17 protein-coding genes and 1 pseudogene are annotated in these 18,836 nt (G+C 71.2%); 10 read left to right on the top strand and 8 right to left on the bottom strand.

Translation table 11 applies throughout. From position 1 onward, the window contains the following. The first annotated feature begins 20 nt into the window (after positions 1-20). The 6 genes from B072_RS0142000 to B072_RS0141975 are packed head-to-tail and all read left to right on the top strand — an operon-like array spanning position 21 to position 5,752. Positions 21-1,661: an ABC transporter substrate-binding protein gene (locus B072_RS0142000; protein WP_018536018.1), complete on the top strand. Its 1,641-nt coding sequence runs from the start codon at positions 21-23 to the stop codon at positions 1,659-1,661. Further along, positions 1,658-2,611 (top strand): ABC transporter permease, encoded by a 954-nt coding sequence (locus B072_RS0141995; protein WP_043245670.1) that lies wholly within the window; start codon positions 1,658-1,660, stop codon positions 2,609-2,611. The genes B072_RS0142000 and B072_RS0141995 overlap by 4 nt, the downstream gene beginning before the upstream one ends. Further along, the gene (locus tag B072_RS0141990) at positions 2,608-3,477 is read left to right on the top strand and encodes an ABC transporter permease (RefSeq protein WP_026246899.1); all 870 of its coding nucleotides are present in this window, start codon (positions 2,608-2,610) and stop codon (positions 3,475-3,477) included. Before B072_RS0141995 ends, B072_RS0141990 begins: the two co-directional genes overlap by 4 nt. Continuing rightward, on the top strand, positions 3,474-4,559 hold the full coding sequence (locus B072_RS0141985; RefSeq protein ID WP_018536015.1) for an ABC transporter ATP-binding protein: 1,086 nt from the start codon (positions 3,474-3,476) through the stop codon (positions 4,557-4,559). Before B072_RS0141990 ends, B072_RS0141985 begins: the two co-directional genes overlap by 4 nt. After that, entirely contained in the window at positions 4,538-5,287 is a 750-nt protein-coding gene (locus B072_RS0141980) for an ABC transporter ATP-binding protein (protein WP_018536014.1), read from the top strand. Before B072_RS0141985 ends, B072_RS0141980 begins: the two co-directional genes overlap by 22 nt. 9 nt (positions 5,288-5,296) lie before the next feature. After that, the gene (locus tag B072_RS0141975; protein WP_018536013.1) at positions 5,297-5,752 is read left to right on the top strand and encodes a DUF3237 domain-containing protein; all 456 of its coding nucleotides are present in this window, start codon (positions 5,297-5,299) and stop codon (positions 5,750-5,752) included. A 60-nt stretch (positions 5,753-5,812) separates the two neighbouring features. Here B072_RS0141975 and B072_RS0141970 read toward each other — a convergent pair whose 3' ends face one another. Then, positions 5,813-6,460, bottom strand: a complete 648-nt coding sequence (locus B072_RS0141970; protein WP_018536012.1) for a LuxR C-terminal-related transcriptional regulator — start codon at positions 6,458-6,460, stop codon at positions 5,813-5,815. Then, complete coding sequence (locus B072_RS0141965; RefSeq protein WP_026246898.1) at positions 6,445-7,665, bottom strand: sensor histidine kinase; 1,221 nt, start codon at positions 7,663-7,665, stop codon at positions 6,445-6,447. The genes B072_RS0141970 and B072_RS0141965 overlap by 16 nt, the downstream gene beginning before the upstream one ends. A 108-nt stretch (positions 7,666-7,773) precedes the next feature. Between B072_RS0141965 and B072_RS0141960 the strand changes: the two genes are divergently transcribed. After that, positions 7,774-8,592, top strand: a complete 819-nt coding sequence (locus B072_RS0141960; protein WP_078506804.1) for an ABC transporter ATP-binding protein — start codon at positions 7,774-7,776, stop codon at positions 8,590-8,592. After that, positions 8,592-10,991: an ABC transporter permease gene (locus tag B072_RS0141955; protein ID WP_018536009.1), complete on the top strand. Its 2,400-nt coding sequence runs from the start codon at positions 8,592-8,594 to the stop codon at positions 10,989-10,991. Before B072_RS0141960 ends, B072_RS0141955 begins: the two co-directional genes overlap by 1 nt. Positions 10,992-11,047: 56 nt before the next feature. Here the strand turns inward: B072_RS0141955 and B072_RS0141950 are convergent. The 4 genes and pseudogenes from B072_RS0141950 to B072_RS0141935 all read right to left on the bottom strand — a co-directional run. Further along, positions 11,048-11,557, bottom strand: a pseudogene (locus tag B072_RS0141950) (MFS transporter); the annotation flags it as partial. Positions 11,558-11,631: 74 nt separating this feature from the next. Beyond that, positions 11,632-12,960: a class I SAM-dependent RNA methyltransferase gene (locus B072_RS0141945; protein ID WP_018536007.1), complete on the bottom strand. Its 1,329-nt coding sequence runs from the start codon at positions 12,958-12,960 to the stop codon at positions 11,632-11,634. Positions 12,961-13,109: 149 nt separating this feature from the next. Further along, positions 13,110-15,155, bottom strand: coding sequence for an APC family permease (locus B072_RS0141940; RefSeq protein ID WP_018536006.1), 2,046 nt, complete (start codon positions 15,153-15,155; stop codon positions 13,110-13,112). An 81-nt stretch (positions 15,156-15,236) separates the two neighbouring features. Further along, entirely contained in the window at positions 15,237-15,992 is a 756-nt protein-coding gene (locus B072_RS0141935) for a hypothetical protein (RefSeq protein WP_026246896.1), read from the bottom strand. Positions 15,993-16,236: 244 nt separating this feature from the next. Between B072_RS0141935 and B072_RS0141930 the strand changes: the two genes are divergently transcribed. Next, positions 16,237-16,908 (top strand): potassium channel family protein, encoded by a 672-nt coding sequence (locus B072_RS0141930; protein WP_026246895.1) that lies wholly within the window; start codon positions 16,237-16,239, stop codon positions 16,906-16,908. Continuing rightward, on the top strand, positions 16,908-17,519 hold the full coding sequence (locus B072_RS0141925; protein ID WP_018536004.1) for a potassium channel family protein: 612 nt from the start codon (positions 16,908-16,910) through the stop codon (positions 17,517-17,519). The genes B072_RS0141930 and B072_RS0141925 overlap by 1 nt, the downstream gene beginning before the upstream one ends. 113 nt (positions 17,520-17,632) lie before the next feature. Here B072_RS0141925 and B072_RS0141920 read toward each other — a convergent pair whose 3' ends face one another. After that, the gene (locus B072_RS0141920; RefSeq protein ID WP_018536003.1) at positions 17,633-18,400 is read right to left on the bottom strand and encodes a DUF3159 domain-containing protein; all 768 of its coding nucleotides are present in this window, start codon (positions 18,398-18,400) and stop codon (positions 17,633-17,635) included. Positions 18,401-18,403: 3 nt separating this feature from the next. Further along, a complete protein-coding gene (locus B072_RS0141915; RefSeq protein WP_078506802.1) occupies positions 18,404-18,814 on the bottom strand; it encodes an OB-fold nucleic acid binding domain-containing protein in 411 nt (136 codons plus the stop codon). Positions 18,815-18,836 lie beyond the last annotated feature (22 nt).

The following is an 18,836-nucleotide window of genomic DNA, read 5'->3' as shown; positions in this document are numbered from 1 at the left end:
CCCCGATCAGGAGCACCCTCATGCACGCTCCCCGACGCACCGCCCTCGCTCTCACCGCCCTGGCCCTGACGGCGTGTTCCGCGGGCGGCGGCACCGCGAAGGACCCCTCGTCCGGCGGCGCGGTGAAGCTGACCGGCACGACGCCCGCCGCGCACGGCACACTCGACGACGTCACCTGGAACCTGCCGACCGGTGAACCCACCACGCTCGACCCGGCCCGGGTCGGCGACTACTCGCCCAGCACGGTCGCCTCCAACCTCTGCGACCCACTGATCCGGCTGCGCCCCGACTACTCGACGGCGCCCGGCCTCGCCACCTCCTGGCACCGCCCCGACCCGAAGACACTGGTCCTGAACCTCCGCCACGGCGTGACCTTCTGGGACGGCTCCCCGATGACCGCCACGGACGTCGTGGCGAGCCTGGAGCGGCAGCGCGTCCCGGCCACCCGCAGCGTCAACGCGCCCGTCCTCGCCGGCGTGACGACCATCAAGGCGACCGGCAGCCACCAGGTCACGGTCCGTTTCCGCGCGCCCGACGAGCTGTTCCTGAAGTACCTCGTCAACGGCTTCGGGGCGGTCAGCAAGGCCGCGTACCTGAAGAAGGCCGGCCAGGACTACGGCACGGCGAAGGGCGGCCTGATGTGCACGGGCCCGTTCGAGCTGAAGCGCTGGCAGCCCGGCGAGTCCCTCACCGTCACCCGCAACACCCACTACTGGGACACGAAGCTCCGCCCCAAGGTGAAGCGGCTGACCTTCCGCTTCATCACCGACAACGGAACGCTTACGAGTGCCCTCATCTCCGGTCAGATGGACGGGAGTTACGAGATCCCGTCCACGGTCGCCAAGGCACTGCGCTCCTCCGACGCGGGGAAGCTCTACTACGGCCCCTCGGCGCAGACCGTCTTCCTCACCGGCACCGGCCCCACCTCACCGCTCGCCGACCGCCGCATCACCGACGCGCTCTCCCTCGTCCTGGACCGCACAGCCCTGATCCGCAATGTGTACGACGGTGCCGCACGGCGCGAGAAGACCTTCGTCCCGTCCCTGGTCTGGAAGAACAGCGAGGCCAAGGACGTGTACGCGCAGGGGTACGCGGCGCTGCCCGAGATCCCCGACCCCGACACGGCGAAGGCGAGGAAGCTCGTCGACGAGGCCGCGCCGAAGCAGCGCACGATCACGTTCGCGACCGCCGCCGGCGACCAGCAGTCCCTGCAGACCCTCACCTTCCTCCAGGCCGCCGCGAAGAAGATCGGCCTGAAGATCGTGATCCGGCAGCTCCAGCCGACCCAGATGTCGGGCATGTTCTACAACCCGGCGCTGCGCAAGGGCCTCGACGCGACGATCGCCCTCGGCTACGTGGAGATCCCCGACCCGCTCTCGTACGCGGAGATGTTCACCGATCCCGCGTCCCCGCTGAACTGGATCAAGTACCGGAACAACAAGGTCACTTCACATCTGCGCAAGGCCAGGAGCACCCTCGATCCGGCGGGCTCCGCGAAGGAGTTCGTCGCCGGGCAGGCGCTCTACTCCGAGGACCTGCCGGTCGTCCCGATCGTCTGTCCGTACGAGCGCGTGTTCCTGAACAAGCGGCTCAGCGGCGCCCCCGCCTCCTTCGCGTACATCAACATGCCGTGGGCGGCGATGCTGGGCGGCACGTCATGAGCGTCTGGCGGTTCGTGGTCCGGCGCGCCGGGCTGCTGGTGGCGACCGCGCTCGTCGCGAGCCTCGCCGTCTACGGCGCGCTGTTCGTCTCGCCGGGCGATCCGGCGACCCTGCTGCTGGGCGGGGGCAAGCCGCCCAGCGAGAAGCTGATCGCCGAGATCCACCGCGCGTACCACCTCGACGACCCCTTTCTGCAGGGGTATTGGCGGTGGCTTACCGGGCTGCTGCACGGTGACGCGGGTCAGTCCCTCAGCTATCAGGACTCGGTCACCCACCTCGTCGGCGACCGCATCGGCAACACGCTCTTCCTCGTCGCGTACGCGGCCGTGCTGATCATCGGCGCGGGCGTCGCGCTGGGCACGCTCGCCGCGCTGCGCGGCGGCATCGGCGACACGATCATCACGACGGTGACGACGGCGCTGATGGCGGTGCCCACGTTCGTGATGTCGGTGCTGCTGATCTGGTGGCTGTCGGTGCGCTGGAGCTGGTTCCCCGCGTACGGGACGGGCAGCGGATTCGGCGGCCGCGTCGAACACCTCACCCTCCCGGCACTGGCGCTGGCCGCGACCTGGCTCGCGTACGTGGCCCAGGTGACTCGGTCCGCGGTCCGTGCCGAACTCGCCTCCGAGCACGTGCAGACGGCGCGCGGCCGGGGCCTGCCGGAACACCTCGTCGTCCGCAAGCACGTGCTGCGCAACGCCTCCGCGCCCATCTTCTCGGTCTCCGGCGTCGCCGTGGCCGGCCTGATCGCGGGCTGCGCCGTCGTGGAGCAGGCCTTCGGCGTCAACGGCATCGGGGCGCTGCTCGTGCAGAGCGCCGCGAAGCAGGACCTGGCGGTGGTGCAGGCGCTCGCGCTGATCAGCGTGGTGCTGTTCGTCGGCGTGAACACGGTCGTGGATGTCGTCACCGCCCTCCTCGACCGCCGCACGCCCTTGGAGGCCACGGCATGACGACCTATCACATCGCAGGATCTGTCGGGGTGTTGGCGCGTCTGCGGGTCCGGGCGCGCGGCCGGTGGACGCTGATCGCCTCGGCCGGCGTCGTCGCCCTGGTGATCCTGGCCGCCGTGTGCGCACCGCTGATCGCCCCGTACGATCCCGAGGCCGTCGACCCCATGGCGGTCTACCAGGGCAGTTCGGCGGCGCACTGGCTCGGCACCGACGACACCGGGCGGGACGTCCTGTCCCGGATCCTGTTCGGGGCACGGCCCAGCCTGCTCGCGCCCGCCGTGGTCACGGTCGTGGCGAGCACCGTCGGCACGGCGCTCGCCATCTCGGCGGCGTGGCGGGGCGGCTGGTACGACCGGGCCGTCTCCGCCGCCCTGAACGTGGTCTTCGGCTTCCCGGGACTGATCCTCGCGGTGGTCGGCGCGGCCGTGTTCGGCGCGGGACTGCGGGTGGCGGTGGTGACGCTCTCCGTCGCGTATCTCCCGTACGTGGCCCGCACGGTGCGCGGGGCGGCGCTGCGCGAGACGCATCTGCCGTACGTGTCGGCGCTGCGCATGCTGGGCCTGTCCGGGTGGCGGATCTGCCTGCGCCACATCACCCCGAACCTGCTGCCGCTGGTGCTCGTCCAGGTCACGGTCTCGTTCGGCTACACGCTGCTCGACGTGGCGGCGTTCTCCTTCATCGGCCTCGGCGCGCAGCCGCCGACCGCCGAGTGGGGACTGATGGTCGCGCAGGGCACGTCCGGAGTCCTCGCCGGGCGGGCCGAGCAGTCCCTGTACGCGGGCCTGGTGATCGTCGTCTTCGTGATCGCGTGCAGCCTGCTCGGCAACGGCCTGTCACGACGACTCCTCGGAGAGGATGCCCGATGACGACGCTTCTCGACATCCAGGACCTGCGGATCACCCTGCCGGTGCGGGGAGTCGACCGCGGCGTCGACGACCGTACGGTCATCCATCGGGTGGACCTTTCCGTCCCGGCGGGGGCGGCCGTGGGCCTGGTCGGCGAGTCCGGCTCCGGCAAGTCGCTGACCGCGCGGGCGGTGCTGCGGCTGCTGCCGGCCGGCGCCCGCGTCGAGGGCTCCGTGCGCGTCGACGGCGCCGAGGTCCACGACCTCGCCCCGGCCGCGCTGCGCACGCTGCGCGCCCGTGACGTCGCCATGGTCTTCCAGGACCCGCGGGCCCACATCAACCCGGTACGCACGATCGGCGACTTCCTCACCGAGGGCCTGATCGCGTCCGGCACCCGCCCGCGCGAGGCGACGGCCACCGTGACCGGCCTACTGCGCTCCGTCGGCATCCCGGACGCGGCACGCCGCCTGCGCCAGCGCCCGCCGGAACTCTCCGGCGGCCTCCTCCAGCGCGTCATGATCGCCGCCGCCCTGGCAACGGGTCCCCGGCTGCTCCTCGCCGACGAGCCCACGACCGCGCTCGACGTGACGACCCAGTCCGAGGTGATGGCCATCATCGAAGAGGCGCGCGCCGAGAGGGAGTTGGCGATGCTGTTCATCACCCACGACCTGGACCTCGCCGCCGCCGTCTGCGACCGCATCGCCGTGATGTACGCGGGCTCCGTCGTCGAGGAACTCCCCGCCGACCGCCTCCACAAGGCGACCCGCCACCCCTACACGCGGGCCCTGCTCGCCTCCCGCCCGGCCCCCGACGCGCCCGCCGGCTCCCTCCGGGCGATCCCCGGCCGCCCGCTGTCCGCGTACGAGGCGCCCGAGGGCTGCGCCTTCGCACCCCGGTGTCCGTCGGTGCGGGACCGCTGCCGCACCGACACCCCGACCCCGGTCCGGGCCGAGGACTCGGTCACGGCTTGCCACTATCCCAGCCAGGGGCGCGGGGAACCGTGCGAGCACACACCGCCACGCGCACCCGCCGACGCACCTCCGCCACCCCACCCACTAGGCGCCCACACCCCGGAGCCCGGATGCATCCCGCCCTCCAAGTAACCAACCTACGCAAGGAGTTCGGCCCCACCCTGGCGGTCGACGACGTCAACCTCACCCTCCGCGAAGGCGGCGCCCTGGCCATCGTCGGCGAGTCCGGCTCGGGCAAGACCACCACGGCCCGCATGATCGCCGGCCTGGAAACCCCCACCTCCGGCACCATCCACACCGCCGGAGGCCCCCGCGCCGTCCAACTCGTCTTCCAGGACCCGTACGCCTCCCTCGACCGCCGCCAACGGGTGCGCGACGCCCTCGCCGAAGTGATCGCGCTCCACACCGGCCTGCGCGGCGCGGCCCGCGATCACCGCGTCGCCGAACACCTGGACCAGGTCGGCCTCGACGAACGCCAGGCCGCGTCGCTCCCCCGCGCCCTCTCCGGCGGCCAGCGCCAACGCGTCGCCATCGCGCGGGCCCTGGCGGTGCGGCCGCGCATCCTGATCCTCGACGAGGCGGTGGCCGCCCTGGACGTGTCCGTGCAGGCCCAGATCCTCACCCTGCTCCGCGTCATCCGCGAACGCACCGGCGTGGCCTACCTGTTCATCACCCACGACCTCGGCGTCGTACGACACGTCTGCGACGACGTGGCGGTGATGCACCACGGCCGCATCGTCGAACAGGGCCCGGCACACGAGGTCCTGACAGACCCCCAGAACCCGTACACCCGCACACTGCTCGACTCGGTGCCCCGCCCCGGCTGGAAACCGAAACGCCGCCCCGCCCCGACCCCCTGAGGAGCCCCGATGCCCACTCCTACCTCCCCTACCTCCCCGACCCTCTCCTACGCCTTCGAGATCCGCGCCGAGATCGCCACCCCGCTCCACATCGGCCACGGCACCGGCGAACACACCGAGTTCACCCCGATCACCGGCGGGACCGTGCGCGGCCCCCGCCTCACCGGCACGGTCCTGTCCGGTGGCGGTGACTGGTCGAGCACCCGCGGCGAGGTCTGCCAACTGGAGGCCCGCTACCTTCTGCGGGCCGACGACGGAGCCGTCATCGACATCGTCAACCGCGGCTACTACCACGAGAGCCACCCGGACCCCGCCGGGTCCGGCGCCCCCGACGTCTACTTCCGCACGGCCCCCGTCTTCCGCACCGACGCCCCCGCCCATCTCTGGCTGACCCGCACCGTGTTCGTGGGCCTCGCCCACGACGACGGCGACGCCATCGTGATCCGGTGCTACAGCCTGGGCTGAGGGGCGACCCTCGCCTCCCTTACGCCCATACGCCCATACGCCCCTCAGGCACTCAGGCACTCAGGCACTCAGGAAGGCGAGGACCGCGAGGACTCGCCGGTGGCCCTCGGTGTCCACCGGCAGATCCAGCTTGCTGAAGATGTTCCCGATGTGTTTGTTGACCGCCGCTTCGCTGATGAACAAGTGCTTCGCGAGGCTGGCATTGGTACGTCCCTCCGCTATCAGCGCGAGCACCTCGCGTTCCCGGGGGCTCAGTCTTTCCAGCGGGTCCTGGCGCAACCGGACCAGTTGAGTGATGACTTCCGGGTCCACCACGGTCCCGCCTGCGGCGACCCGGTCGATCGCGGCCATGAAGTCGGTGACCGCGCTCACCCGTTCCTTGAGCAGATAGCCGACGCCCGCGCCACCGCCCGAATCCAACAGACGCAGGGCATAGGAGCGTTCGACGTACTGGCTGAGGACGAGCACGGGGAGCCCGGGGAACTCCTCGCGCAGTTGCACCGCCCTGCGCAGTCCGTCGTCGCCGAGGGTCGGCGGCATCCGTACGTCGGTGACGATCAGGTCGGGCAGGTCGGCGCGGACCGCCTCGACCAGGGCGTCGGCGTCCCCGACGGCCGCCACCACCTTGTGGCCGACCCGTTCGACGAGCCCGACCAGGCCTTCTCTCAGCAGAACGGCGTCCTCGGCCACGATCAGGCGAAGCGACACGGAACCTCCACGTGCAACAGAGTCGGACCACCGACCGGACTGGACACCTGTATCCGGCCGTCGATCGCCTTCACCCGGTCCGCGAGCCCGGTCAGACCGGTGCCTCCTTCCAGGTCGACCCCGCCGCGACCGTTGTCCAGGATGTAGAGGGTCAGCAGGTCGGCATGGCATCGGCCGTTCACCTGGGCACGCTGGGCCCCGCTGTGCTTGGCGATGTTCGTCAGCGCCTCACTGATCAGGTAGTACATGGTCGTCTCCAGCTTCCTGGGCAGCCGCTCGGGCAGCCGCAGATCCACCATCACCGGGATCGGGAAGCGGCCCGCGTAGTCCTCGATCGCCGCGACCAGGCCGTGATCGGCGAGCACAGGCGGGTTCAGGCCCCGGATCAACGACCGCAACTCCCTGTGTGCGGCGGAGAGTTGGATCTCCGCCTGGGACAGCAGCTCGGCCTGTGTCGAGTCGCTGGGAACTTCGAGGCGCAGCATCCCCAAGGTCATCCCGAGCGAGACGAGCCGCTGCTGCGCCCCGTCGTGCAGATCCCGTTCTATACGAACCCGCTCGGCGTCGAAGGCATCGAGCAACCGCGACTGTGAGGCGCGCACCTCGCGCAGCTCCTCCCCGAGCTCCTTGTCGCGGGGCGCGAGGTAGGTGCGGGCCATCGCCGCCCGCGCGCCCGCCCAGGAGGTCACCGTGTAGGGCGAGGCGAGCAGCACGATCGCCCCGAACACCGTCCAGGGCCAGGTGGTCCCGTCGGTCGCGGTGAAGGTGGCGGCGGGCAGGCCGAAAGAGAAGCCGAGAACCAGCAGGTCGAGCCACCACAGGGCCGCCGCCGACAGCAGCGTGAACATCAACTCCCGCCAGGTCACCTGCTCCTTGAGGCGAGTGACCGCCCAGGCCCGCAGGCCGGGGTCGTCGGGGGCCCGGTGCGGATCGGGCAGCCGGTCCAGGTCCACCAGACGCAGCCGGCGCCGCTCCACCCGGCCCACGACGGTCGACGCGAGCACCAGGCCGACCAGCGGCGCGATGCCGATGAGGACGACGAGGAGGGCGATCCCCGCGGCCAGGCCCAGGGCGAAGAAGAGCACGGCTGCGGCGCCGACCACGACGCCCCCGCTCAGATAGGCGAGGGACCGCCAGGGCCAGCTGGAGGTCAGGAAGCTCAGCGGGCGCTGGGTCATGGCCTGCCAGGCAGTTGTCGGACGCATGTGATCACGGTAGCCGGGCGGCTCGAGCGCCGCGGTAGAGCTGGCTCTACTTCTGAAGTAGAGGCTGGATCAGTGCGCCGCACCTGCCCCGACCAGTGAAATCGACGCATGACGACAGCGAAGTCAACGACGCCGGCGACGATTGCGACAGCGACAGCCGCGGGGCGAGCTCCCGCGCAGGACGCGGTCGAGCTGCAGGGCGTGCGCAAGATCCATGGCACTGGCGGGCGTAGGGTGACGGCGCTCGACGGCGTTTCCGTCGGATTCCCGCGTGGCACCTTCACCGCCATCATGGGCCCCTCCGGTTCCGGGAAGTCGACGCTGCTGCAGTGTGCGGCCGGCCTCGAGGAGCCGACCGACGGCCGGATCGTGCTCGCCGGGGTGGACATAGGGGGTCGCGGCGAGAAGGAGCGCACCGAACTCCGCCGTGACCACGTGGGATTCGTCTTCCAGGCGTTCAATCTGGTGGAGTCCCTGACGGCGGCGCAGAACGTCGAGCTGCCGTCCCGGTTCGCGCGCCGCAAGGTCAGCCGGGAGCAGGTCGCGAGTGCACTGGCCGCCGTCGGCCTGACCGCCCGCGCCGGGCACCGCCCCAGCCAACTGTCCGGCGGCCAGCAGCAGCGCGTCGCCCTGGCCCGGGCCCTGGTCACCCGCCCCGCCGTGCTCTTCGCGGACGAGCCGACCGGTGCCCTGGACACGGTCACCTCCCGCGAGGTGCTGCGGATGATGCGGATGCTCGTCGACCAGGAGGGCCAGACGACGCTGATGGTCACGCACGACCCGTTGGCGGCGGCGACGGCGGACGTCGTGCTCTTCCTCAAGGACGGCCGGATCAGCGACCGCCTCCCTCTCGACCGGTGCTCCGGGGACCGCGACGCCGACCACGCCGCGGCGATCGCCGCCCGGATGACCCGTCTGGAGGCGTGATGCTGATCCTTGCGAACGTGCGCGACCGCTGGTCCGCCTTCCTGGGCGCCTTAGCCGCTGTTCTGGTGGGCGTCGCCCTGATCACGACCACGCTGGTCGTCTACGACTCCTCCCGCCCCAGGGTGCAGCCCCGGTACGCGGGCGCCGCCGCCCTGGTCCTGCCGGAGCAAGCCGTCGACGCGGACGGCAGCCCCGAGGACCGGATGCCGTGGAGCCCGCCCGAGGCAGGGCCGTTGCGGGCCGCGCTCGCCGAAGTCCCGGGCGTGACCCGGGTCGTGCTCGACCGCTCCTTCTACGCCCAGGCGGTCAGGGGCGGCAGACCGGTGGCCGACGAGGGCGCCCTGGAGTCCGGCCACGGCTGGGACAGTGCGCGCACGGCGCCGTACGAGCTGGTGGCCGGCCGGGCTCCCCGCGGTCCGGACGAGGTCGTGGTGGACCGTGCCCTGGGCGCGGCCGTGGGCAGCGACCTGACCGTCAACATCACGCAGGGCCGCAGGCAGTTCACCGTCGTCGGCACCGTGGACGGCCCCGGCTACTACTTCAGCGAGACGTTCGCCGCTCGGCAGCAGCCAGGGGTCCGGGCCATCGCCCTGATCCCCGGCAAGGGGGCGGACACCGGCGCGATCGTCAGCGCCGCCGAGAAGGCGGTCGGCGACCGGGGCGGCGTGGTCTCCGGCGCCGGACGGGCCGAGCTGCAGCCCGCGTACATCGAGCACAAGCGTTTCCTGGGACTCCAGTTGATCAGCGCGATGGCTGTGCTCGGCCTGTTCACCACGGTGTTCGTGGTCGCGTCCCTGCTGGTCCTGGCGACCGGGATGCGGCGCCGTGAGATCGGCCTGCTGCGCACCCTGGGCGCGGCTCCCGCCCAGATCCGCCGCATGATCCTCGGCGAGGCCGCGGTGGTAGGTCTGCTCGGCTCGGTCGCCGGCTGCGCGGCCGGGGTGGCCGCCACCCCCCTGCTGCGCTCGCTCCTCGACGGCCTCGACGTCACCCCGCCGGACATGAGGATCGACGTCGCCGCCTGGCCGCTTCTCACGGCCGCGGCGACCGGTGTCGGGGTCAGCGTCGTCGGTGCCTGGGCCGCGGGCCGCAAAGCCGCCCGGGTCGCCCCCATGGAGGCGCTGCTCGACAGCCGTTCGGCCAACAGCGCGATGGGACGCGGCCGTTGGCTGGCAGGTCTCGCGACTCTCGCCCTCGGCGTGCTCCTCGCCGTCGGCACCGCCACCTCCGGCGCCGACGACCGTATCAACATGGCGATCTTCGCCACGATGACGCTGATCGTCGCAGCGGCGCTGCTGACCCCGGTACTGGTCGGACCGGCCGGCCGGCTGCTGACGGCCCCGTTCCGGCGCGGCGACTCGGCGGGTCCGGTGCTGATCCGGGCCGAGCTCGTCGCGCACCCGCGCCGCGCCGCGTCCCTGGTGACCCCGGTGATCGCAGCTGTCGGCTTCGCGGTGCTGCTCAGCGGGGTGGTGGAGACGATGCGGGTGGCCTATCCGGCGGGCGAAGCCCTGAAGGTGAAGGGGCAGACGATCGTCACCTCGCACGGCACGCCGGGCATCACGGACGAGGTGGTCACCGCCAACCCGGTGGGCAAGGCCGCGCTGCCGACCCGCGCGTTCGTGCTCAAGAACACGGACGCGGACACCGGCAACAGTCCGACGGTCCTGGACGTCCTCGGCAGCCGCGACCTCCGCTGGAGCAAGCCGGGCGAGGCCGTCCTCGGCGAACGCACCGCCGCTCAATTGGACTTGGCGCAGGGCCAGAGAGTCCGGATCCGCTTCGCCGACGGCGCGACCGTCGCGCTGCGCGTCGGAGCAGTCCTGCCCGACGACCCGGCCCGCGGCGACTTCGTGGTCGCACGTGACCTGGTCCGCGCCCACGACCCGGCCGCGCTCACCGACGACATCTTCGTCCCCCGAACCACCCGGGCCTCAGCCGCGGTCCCCGGCACAGCCGTGCACGACGCCGCCGCGTACGCGCTGGCCGACTACGAGACCGACGCCGAACTGACCGACAGCCTCGCGGCCATGCTCATCGTGATCGCCGTCGGCTACAGCGTCATCGCCGTGGCGAACAGCATGGCCATGGCCGCCCACGGCCGACGGCACGATGCCCGCGTACTGAAGTCCACCGGGGGAACGGCCCGCCAACTGCTTCTCGCCTCGGCGGGCGAGAGCGCCCTGGTCGTGACCATCGGCACGGTGCTCGGCGTCGCCGTGACGCTGCCCCCGCTGATGGGCATGGCCTCCGGGCTCTCTCAGGTCACCTCCTCCGACGTGGGCCTGCACCTGAACACCGGCACCCTCACTACGGCCGCCACCGTCACCCTTCTGACGGCCGTCGCCTCCGGGCTCGCCGTCACCGCGAGGACCCTGCGGAAGCAGTCGGGGCACTGATGGGGCACGCACTGATCCCGCGGGGCGGGGCATCCGGGAGTCATCGCCACCATCCCTCAAGCGGCGACGAGTTGCGGCTCCCTCCGTGCGCCGAGGCGGCCGCTACGGGCGAGCGCGGCGACGGAGAGTGCGCACGCGAGCCCGGTCGCGGTCAGAGCGAGCCACGGCAGCCACAGCGCACCGCGCCGCACCGCGATGTCCCACAGGGCACCGATGGCGAGGTTGCCGAGGGTGATACCGAGCCCCGACACGGTGTTGTAGAGCCCGTAGTGCGTGGCCACGAGCCGGTTGCCGGACAGGGAGACGACGGTGTCCATCTCGAAGGGGTAGACGATCGCGCCGGCGGCCAGCAGGATCACCGCGACGACGAGCGCGCCGACGACACCCGCCGTGGCACCGGACGGGGTGAGGGCCGGAGGCAGGAACGCGAGGCCCATCGCGGCCAGCCCGCACACCAGCGCCCTCGAAGGCTCCCAGCAGCGCTTCGCCCAGCCGGTCAGCCGCAGTTGACCGGCCACGGCGACCGCCGCCGAGACGACGAACAGGCCGCTCGTCGCCCACGTCCCGGGCGACCTGCGAGCCCGGCCGAGTGACACCCCGCCAGACCGCGCGTCCCGCCCGCCACCCCCGAACCCGAAGGTCAGTCGTCCTTCTTCACCGGCTCCAGAATCGCCACGCACTCCACATGATGCGTCATCGGGAACAGATCGAACGCCCGCAGCGTCCGCACCCGGTACCCGCCCTCCTTGAAGTACCCCAGGTCCCGCGCGAGCGCCGCCGGGTCGCACGCCACGTACGCGATGCGTCGCGCGCCCAGCGTCGAGAGGTGGGCGACGGTCTTCTTCCCGGCGCCGGCCCGCGGCGGGTCCAGGACGATCAGGTCGACGTCCGTGATGCCGGTGCGCGGCAGGACCGTCTCGACCTTGCCCTGCTCGATGCGGACCCGGTCGAAGGAGGCGAGGTTGTGCCGGGCGTCCTCGACCGCGCGCTTGCCGGACTCGATGCCGAGCACCGCGCCCTTCTCGCCGATCCGGTCCGCGAGCGCGCCCGCGAAGAGGCCGACGCCGCAGTACAGGTCGAGGGCGGTGTCGCCCTTGCGGGGCAGCAGGCCCTGCATGACGGTGCGCATCAGTGTCTCGGCGGCCTGCGGGTGGACCTGCCAGAAGCCGCCGCTGCCGACCCGGTAGGTACGGCCGTCGGCGCGCTCGCGCACGAAGGCGCGGCCGTGGACGCGGTGGATGCCGCCGTCCTTCTCCTCCACGCGCATGACGGAGACGGGCTTGTCGAGTTCGACGAGGGGCAGGCGGGCGCCGGGCTTGGGCTCCAGGATCACCATGCGGTCCTGCGAACCGCTCGCCGCGATCGCCTCGACCGACTCCATGCCGGCCCAGTCGCGCTGCTCGATGCCCAGCTCCGAGACGCCCTCGGCGGCGATCATGCAATGCTCGACCGGCTCGACCTCGTGCGAGCGGTGGCGGCGCAGACCGGCGTTGCCGTCCGCGTCGACCGCGTACTGCACGCGCGTGCGCCACTGCGGCACCTCGCCCGACGGGAGCTTGTCGCCCTCGGCCGGCATGACCGTGCCGTCCCAGCCGGCGTCCTCGGGGGTGAGGCCCGCGAGCCGCTGCAGCTGCTCGGCGATGACCTCGCCCTTGAGGCGGCGCTGGGCCCCCGGCTTGGCGTGCTGCCAGTCGCAGCCGCCGCAGCGGCCGGGACCGGCGTACGGGCAGGGCGCCTCGACGCGGTCCTTGGACGCGTCGAGGATCTGCACGGCGTCGGCGCGCAGGAAGCGCGCGCCCTCCTCGCCGTCGGTCACCCGGGCCACGACCCGCTCGCCGGGCAGCGTGTGCCGGACGAAAAGGACCTGGCCCTCGGACGTGCGCGCGATGCAGTGACCGCCGTGCGCGACGGGCCCGACCTCGACCTCGTACTCCTCCCCCACCAGTGACTTCTTCGGTTCTGCCTGCATGGCGGGGGCTCCAGTACGTAAGGGGGAACAACGAAAAACAACAACCAGCGCAACGAACGCGTACGGCCACAGGAAAGCGGCCGGACAACAGCCCACCAGTCTACGTGGCTGTCGCCCGGCCGCTCGCCAGGGCCTTGTCCCGCAAGGAGCTACTTCGCGCTGGGCTCCTTGGGCCGCTTCTCCACGGGTCCGCGGCGCACCGCACCCGGCGCGTTCCACTCGGAGCGCCTGCGGGCCCGCTTCTTGGCGGCCTCGGAGGACTCCAGCTGGTAGGGCACGGAGGTGACCATGATGCCGGGGGTGAAGAGCAGGCGTCCCTTGAGCCGCAGGGCGCTCTGATTGTGCAGCAGGTGCTCGTACCAGTGGCCGACCACGTACTCGGGGATGATCACGCTGACCGCGTCGCGCGGCGATTCGCGGCGCAGGCTCTTCACGTACTCGATGATCGGCCGGGTGATCTCCCGGTACGGCGAGTCGAGGACCTTGAGGGGTACGTCGATGCCGCGGCGCTCCCACTCCTCGCGCAGCGCCTTCGTCTCGGCCGGGTCCACGTTGACGCTCAGCGCTTCGAGGGTGTCCGTGCGCATCAGCTTGGCGTAGGCCAGGGCCCGCAGGGTCGGGCGGTGGATCTTGGAGACGAGGACGATCGAGTGGACCCGGGACGGGCGCACGCTGTCGTCGGACGGGGTCTCCGGCGCGGCGATCTCCTCGGCGACCCGGTCGTAGTGCTTACGGATCGCGCTCATCGTCGCGTAGAAGATGCACATGCCGAGCAGCGCGACCCAGGCGCCGTGGGTGAACTTGGTGCACAGGACGACCACCAGGACCAGGCCCGTGAAGAAGGCGCCGAAGGTGTTGATCGCGCGGGAGCGGACCATGTGGCGGCGCTTGTTGGGGTCCTTCTCCGTACGCAGATGGCGGTTCCAGTGCCGCACCATGCCGGTCTGGCTCAGCGTGAACGAGACGAACACGCCCACGATGTAGAGCTGGATCAGGCGGGTCGAGTCGGCCCCGTAGATGACGACCAGCAGCATCGCCGCGCCGGCGAGCAGCACGATGCCGTTCGAGAACGCGAGGCGGTCGCCGCGGGTGTGCAGCTGACGCGGCAGGTAGCGGTCCTGCGCGAGGATCGAGCCGAGCAGCGGGAAGCCGTTGTACGCGGTGTTGGCCGCCAGGAAGAGGACGAGCGCGGTGGCTGCCGCGAGCACGATGAACAGGAAGCTGCCGTTGCCGAAGACGGCCTCCGCGACCTGGGAGATCACCGGGTTCTGGACGTAACCGGAACCGACCGCGGCGCCGTTGTGGATCAGGTCGGTCGCCGGGTGTTCGGCCATGCGCACGTCGGTCACGAGCGCGAGGACGATGATGCCGCAGAACATGGTGACGGCGAGGCCGCCCATGAGGGCGAGGGTGGTCGCCGCGTTCTTCGACTTGGGCTTGCGGAACGCCGGGACGCCGTTGGAGATCGCCTCGACACCGGTGAGCGCGGCGCACCCGGAGGAGAACGCGCGCAGCAGCAGGAAGACGAGCGCGAAGCCCGCGAGGCCCTGGTGCTCGGCCTTGATGTGGAAGTCGGCGGTGGGCGCCTTCATGGTGTCGCCGAGGACGACCCCGCGGAACGCACCCCAGGCGATCATGATGAAGACGCCGGCCACGAACACGTACGTCGGGATGGCGAAGAGCTTCCCGGACTCCTTCACACCGCGCAGGTTCATCACCGTGAGCAGCACGATCACGGCGCACGCGCAGAGCACCTTGTGCTCGACGACGAACGGGACGGCGGAGCCGAGGTTCTCGATGCCGGAGGAGATGGAGACGGCGACGGTCAGGACGTAGTCGACGAGCAGGGCGCTGGCGACGGTGAGCCCGGCCTTCGGGCCGAGGTTGACGTTGGCCACCTCGTAGTCGCCGCCACCACTGGGGTAGGCGTGCACGTTCTGCCGGTACGAGGCGACGACCGTGAACATCAGCACGACGACCGCGACCGCGATCCAGGGGCTGAAGTGGTACGCCGACACGCCCGCGATGGAGAGGACCAGCAGCACCTCGCCGGGCGCGTACGCGACGGAGGACAGCGGGTCGGAGGCGAAAACGGGGAGTGCGATGCGCTTCGACAGGAGCGTTTCTCCCAGTCGATCACTGCGCAGTGCGCGCCCGATCAAGATCCGTTTGGGCACGTCGGTCAGTTTGGACACGCAGAGGATCGTAAGCGTTCGAACGGGGGGCCGCCCACCCGCCACCCCCATTCGTCCGACGCGGGCGGCCGGGGCCTGTCTTCAGGCGACGGCCCGGCCCGCCTTCGCCCAGTTGGCACGGAGCTTGTCGAGGTACGAGCGGGCCTGGCTGCCGGGCGGGACACCGCGGGCGAAGGCGAGCATGTTGCCCGCCCCGGTGTTGTAGCCGAGCGCGAGCAGTTCGTCGCGGCTGTACGGGCCGCTCCAGTGGGCGGGCAGCCGGGCGTTCAGGTCGTGCAGGTGCCAGGCCTCCGCCTCGATCGCCAGGTCCCGGTCGTCCGGCAGTTCTTCCCAGCGCCGGTCGGCGAAGGCGCGGCCGCGCCGGGTGTCGTCGAAGGCGGCCCGGTGCATGTTCGCGATGCCGAAGGCCGCGTCGGGCTTGTAGCGCTGCCAGGCGCGTTCGAGCGCAGGGTCGTGCGGCTTGTAGGCCTCGTTGTAGAGGATCGCCATCACGAGCCGGGCGTCGACCCCGGCCTGCCGGGCACGGGCGCGGACTTCGGGGGCGTAGTCGGCGGGGTCGTAGCCGCTGCCCGCCGACGGAGAGGGAGAGGGAAAGGGAGAGGGCGCCCCCGAGGACGGCGACGACGACGACGCCGATCGCTCCTTCGGCTTCGGCTGCTGTGACGAACTCGGCGGGTGTGACTTCGGCGACTTTGCCGGCCGGGACTCCTTGGGCGAGGCCGACCCGGCGCCCGCCCCGGACGGCGCGGTGTCTCCGTGCCGCGCCGCCATGCCCCACACCACGACCGCGGCCACGACGAGCGCGAGCCACCCCCACCGCGTACGACGCCCGGCCATGCCGCCTCCTGCCTCTGGTGCCGCCAGTCTAGGAAGCGCCCCGGGAGCCGGGACGATCTAGCCCCTGACGCGAAGGTCGAGTTCGAGCACATTGCCGATACGGTGGTCTAGAGCGCGAGCCGCGAGGCACGCCCGCACCCGTGCCCGAGATCGAGCCGCACCGGCTGGACCGAGCCGCGAGAGAGAGACATGAGCAGGACGTTTACGCAGGTCAGAATGCCTATGAGGAGTGCGGGGTAGGGCCGTGCATATCGTGATCATGGGCTGTGGCCGGGTAGGGTCCCAACTCGCCCAGACCCTGGAACAGCAGGGCCACACGGTCGCCGTGGTGGACCAGGACCCCACGGCCTTCCGCCGTCTGGGTTCCGGGTTCGGCGGCCGCCGCGTCACCGGTGTCGGTTTCGACCAGGACACCCTGCGCGAGGCGGGCATCGAGGAGGCCGGCGCCTTCGCCGCCGTCTCCAGCGGTGACAACTCGAACATCATCGCCGCCCGCGTGGCCCGCGAGATGTTCGGGATCGAGAACGTGGCGGCGCGGATCTACGACCCCCGCCGCGCCGAGGTCTACCAGCGCCTGGGCATCCCGACGGTCGCCACGGTCCGCTGGACCGCCGACCAGATGCTGCGCCGCCTCCTGCCGTCCGGCGCGGAGCCGCTGTGGCGCGACCCCACCGGCGGCGTACAGCTCGCCGAGGTGCACGCCTCGCCGTCCTGGGTCGGCCAGCGGATCAGCCGCCTCCAGGAGGAGACGGGCGTGCGCGTCGCGTTCCTGACCCGGCTCGGCGAGGCGATCCTGCCGACGTCGCAGACGGTGCTGCAGGAGGGCGACCTCGTCCACGTGATGATGCGTACGGACGATGTCGAGAAGGTCGAGGCGGCGTTCGCCGAGGGTCCTGAAGAGGAGGGCGGTCACTGATGAGGGTCGCCATTGCCGGAGCCGGAGCCGTCGGCCGCTCGATCGCGGGCGAACTGCTGGAGAACGGCCACGAGGTCCTCCTCGTCGACAAGGCGCCGACCGCCATCTCGGTCGAGCGCGTCCCGCAGGCGGAGTGGCTGCTCGCCGACGCCTGCGAGATCACGTCCCTGGACGAGGCGGCGCTGCAGCGCTGCAACGTGGTCATCGCGGCCACCGGCGACGACAAGGTCAACCTGGTCGTCTCCCTGCTCGCGAAGACGGAGTACGGGGTTCCGCGGGTCGTCGCCCGTGTCAACAACCCCAAGAACGAATGGCTGTTCAACGAGTCGTGGGGTGTCGACGTCGCCGTCTCGACGCCGCGCCTCATGTCGGCCCTGGTCGAAGAGGCCGTGAGCGTGGGCGACCTGGTGCGCCTGCTCCGCTTCAGCCACGGCGACGCGAACCTGGTCGAGCTGACGCTCCCGCCGGAGTCGGCCCTGGCCGGCACCCGCGTACTGGCCCCCAGCCAGGAGGACTCCCTGGAGGCGGGCGACGAGCTCCTGTTCGTCGCGGCGCAGGCCCGGGAGGAGCAGTTGGAGGACCTGCTGTCGGTCCGCCGCGAAGAGGCGTAGACAAGCGAAAGGGCTGGTCGGCGAGCTTATGCTCGCCGACCAGCCCTTTCGCTTGTCAGGGGCGCGGGGAACTGCACGAGAAGCCCCACCGACCGCAGGCCGCCGAAACGACCTCAGCCCTCACGGCGATGCCGCGCGGGCCCACCGGCGCCGGCCGAGGCCTCCCGCTCCTCGGCGGCAGCCTTGGCGGCCGCCTCCTCGGCTTCCATCTCCGCGAACACGTCGATCGGCGCGGGCGCCTTCGCCAGGAACACCCACGTCAGCCACACCGCCAGCAGGAACGGCGGAATCTTCAACGCGATGAGCACCCAGCCGAACTTCGCCGTGTCCGCCCACCAGTACATCGGGAAGAGAATGGCGCACTTGGCGAGCAGGATGAGCCCCCAGGCCCAACTCGCCTTCGCGTAGGCCTTCTTGCGCCCGGGATTACGCGTCCGCCACGACAGGTTCTCCTTGAACACGGGCCCGAGAATGAGCCCGATCAGAGGAACCCCGCACAATGTCGTCACGATGTAGGCGAGCGCGAGCCCCAACGTGTAGAGCATGCCCGGCAGATAGAAGTCCTTGGCATTGCCGGTCATCATCGCGAAGACGACACCGAAGGCGACGCCGAAGACACCGCTGAAGGCGTGCTTGACGGTGTCCTTCATGACCAGACGCACCACGACGAGGACCAAGGACACCGCGAGGGCCGCGATGGCCGACATGTGCAGGTCCTTGTTGATGGTGAAGATGGTCACGAAGAGGAGACCGGGCAGAACGGTCTCCACCATGCCCCGCACGCCGCCGAAGGCCTCGAAGAGCGCTGCCTCGGTCACCGCCCTGTCTGCGGTCTCCTGGCTTGCGGGTTCGCGGTCGGTCGGCTTGTCGAGGGACGTCACCGGCTACTCCCGTCCGAGCGGTCTGAGTTCGTATTTGGGGTTGAAGAGCACCCTACGGCCCCGGCTCATCGAGACACGCCCCGATGCGATCAGCTTGCGGCCCGGCTCGATTCCCACGATCGAGCGCCGGCCGAGCCACACCACGTCGAGTGCGGCCGAGCCGTCGAACAACTCCGCCTCCAGGGCCGGAACTCCGGCGCGTGGCCGCAGGGTTACGGTGCGCAACGTACCAGTAACCGTGACGATCTGTCGGTCGTGGCAGTCACCGATGCGTGTACAGCCCGTCGTCTCCGAGTCCTCGCGCAGCTCCTCCGACTCCAGGTCCTCCTGCGAGGTGGACAGTCGGTCGAGCATGCGCCGGAATCGGCCGGCCGGCTTGCCGGACGCCCTGTCGGAACGAGGAACAGCACTCATACAGGAAGCGTACCCGGGGCCG

It is taken from the genome of Streptomyces sp. HmicA12 (genome assembly GCF_000373565.1).
In the GTDB taxonomy this organism is placed as follows: Bacteria; Actinomycetota; Actinomycetes; order Streptomycetales; family Streptomycetaceae; genus Streptomyces.
The sequence above is the reverse complement of the archived record's forward strand: the minus strand, read 5'-3'. Positions and strand labels throughout refer to the sequence as shown.

Excerpts from the sequence above, each read along its gene's own strand:
- B072_RS0142000 (WP_018536018.1), top strand. The coding sequence starts at position 21 with ATGCACGCTCCCCGACGCACCGCCCTCGCTCTCACCGCCCTGGCCCTG.
- B072_RS0141995 (WP_043245670.1), top strand. The coding sequence starts at position 1,658 with ATGAGCGTCTGGCGGTTCGTGGTCCGGCGCGCCGGGCTGCTGGTGGCG.
- B072_RS0141990 (WP_026246899.1), top strand. The coding sequence starts at position 2,608 with ATGACGACCTATCACATCGCAGGATCTGTCGGGGTGTTGGCGCGTCTG.
- B072_RS0141985 (WP_018536015.1), top strand. The coding sequence starts at position 3,474 with ATGACGACGCTTCTCGACATCCAGGACCTGCGGATCACCCTGCCGGTG.
- B072_RS0141980 (WP_018536014.1), top strand. The coding sequence starts at position 4,538 with ATGCATCCCGCCCTCCAAGTAACCAACCTACGCAAGGAGTTCGGCCCC.
- B072_RS0141975 (WP_018536013.1), top strand. The coding sequence starts at position 5,297 with ATGCCCACTCCTACCTCCCCTACCTCCCCGACCCTCTCCTACGCCTTC.
- B072_RS0141965 (WP_026246898.1), bottom strand. The coding sequence starts at position 7,665 with ATGCGTCCGACAACTGCCTGGCAGGCCATGACCCAGCGCCCGCTGAGC.
- B072_RS0141960 (WP_078506804.1), top strand. The coding sequence starts at position 7,774 with ATGACGACAGCGAAGTCAACGACGCCGGCGACGATTGCGACAGCGACA.
- B072_RS0141955 (WP_018536009.1), top strand. The coding sequence starts at position 8,592 with ATGCTGATCCTTGCGAACGTGCGCGACCGCTGGTCCGCCTTCCTGGGC.
- B072_RS0141945 (WP_018536007.1), bottom strand. The coding sequence starts at position 12,960 with ATGCAGGCAGAACCGAAGAAGTCACTGGTGGGGGAGGAGTACGAGGTC.
- B072_RS0141935 (WP_026246896.1), bottom strand. The coding sequence starts at position 15,992 with ATGGCCGGGCGTCGTACGCGGTGGGGGTGGCTCGCGCTCGTCGTGGCC.
- B072_RS0141925 (WP_018536004.1), top strand. The coding sequence starts at position 16,908 with ATGAGGGTCGCCATTGCCGGAGCCGGAGCCGTCGGCCGCTCGATCGCG.
- B072_RS0141915 (WP_078506802.1), bottom strand. The coding sequence starts at position 18,814 with ATGAGTGCTGTTCCTCGTTCCGACAGGGCGTCCGGCAAGCCGGCCGGC.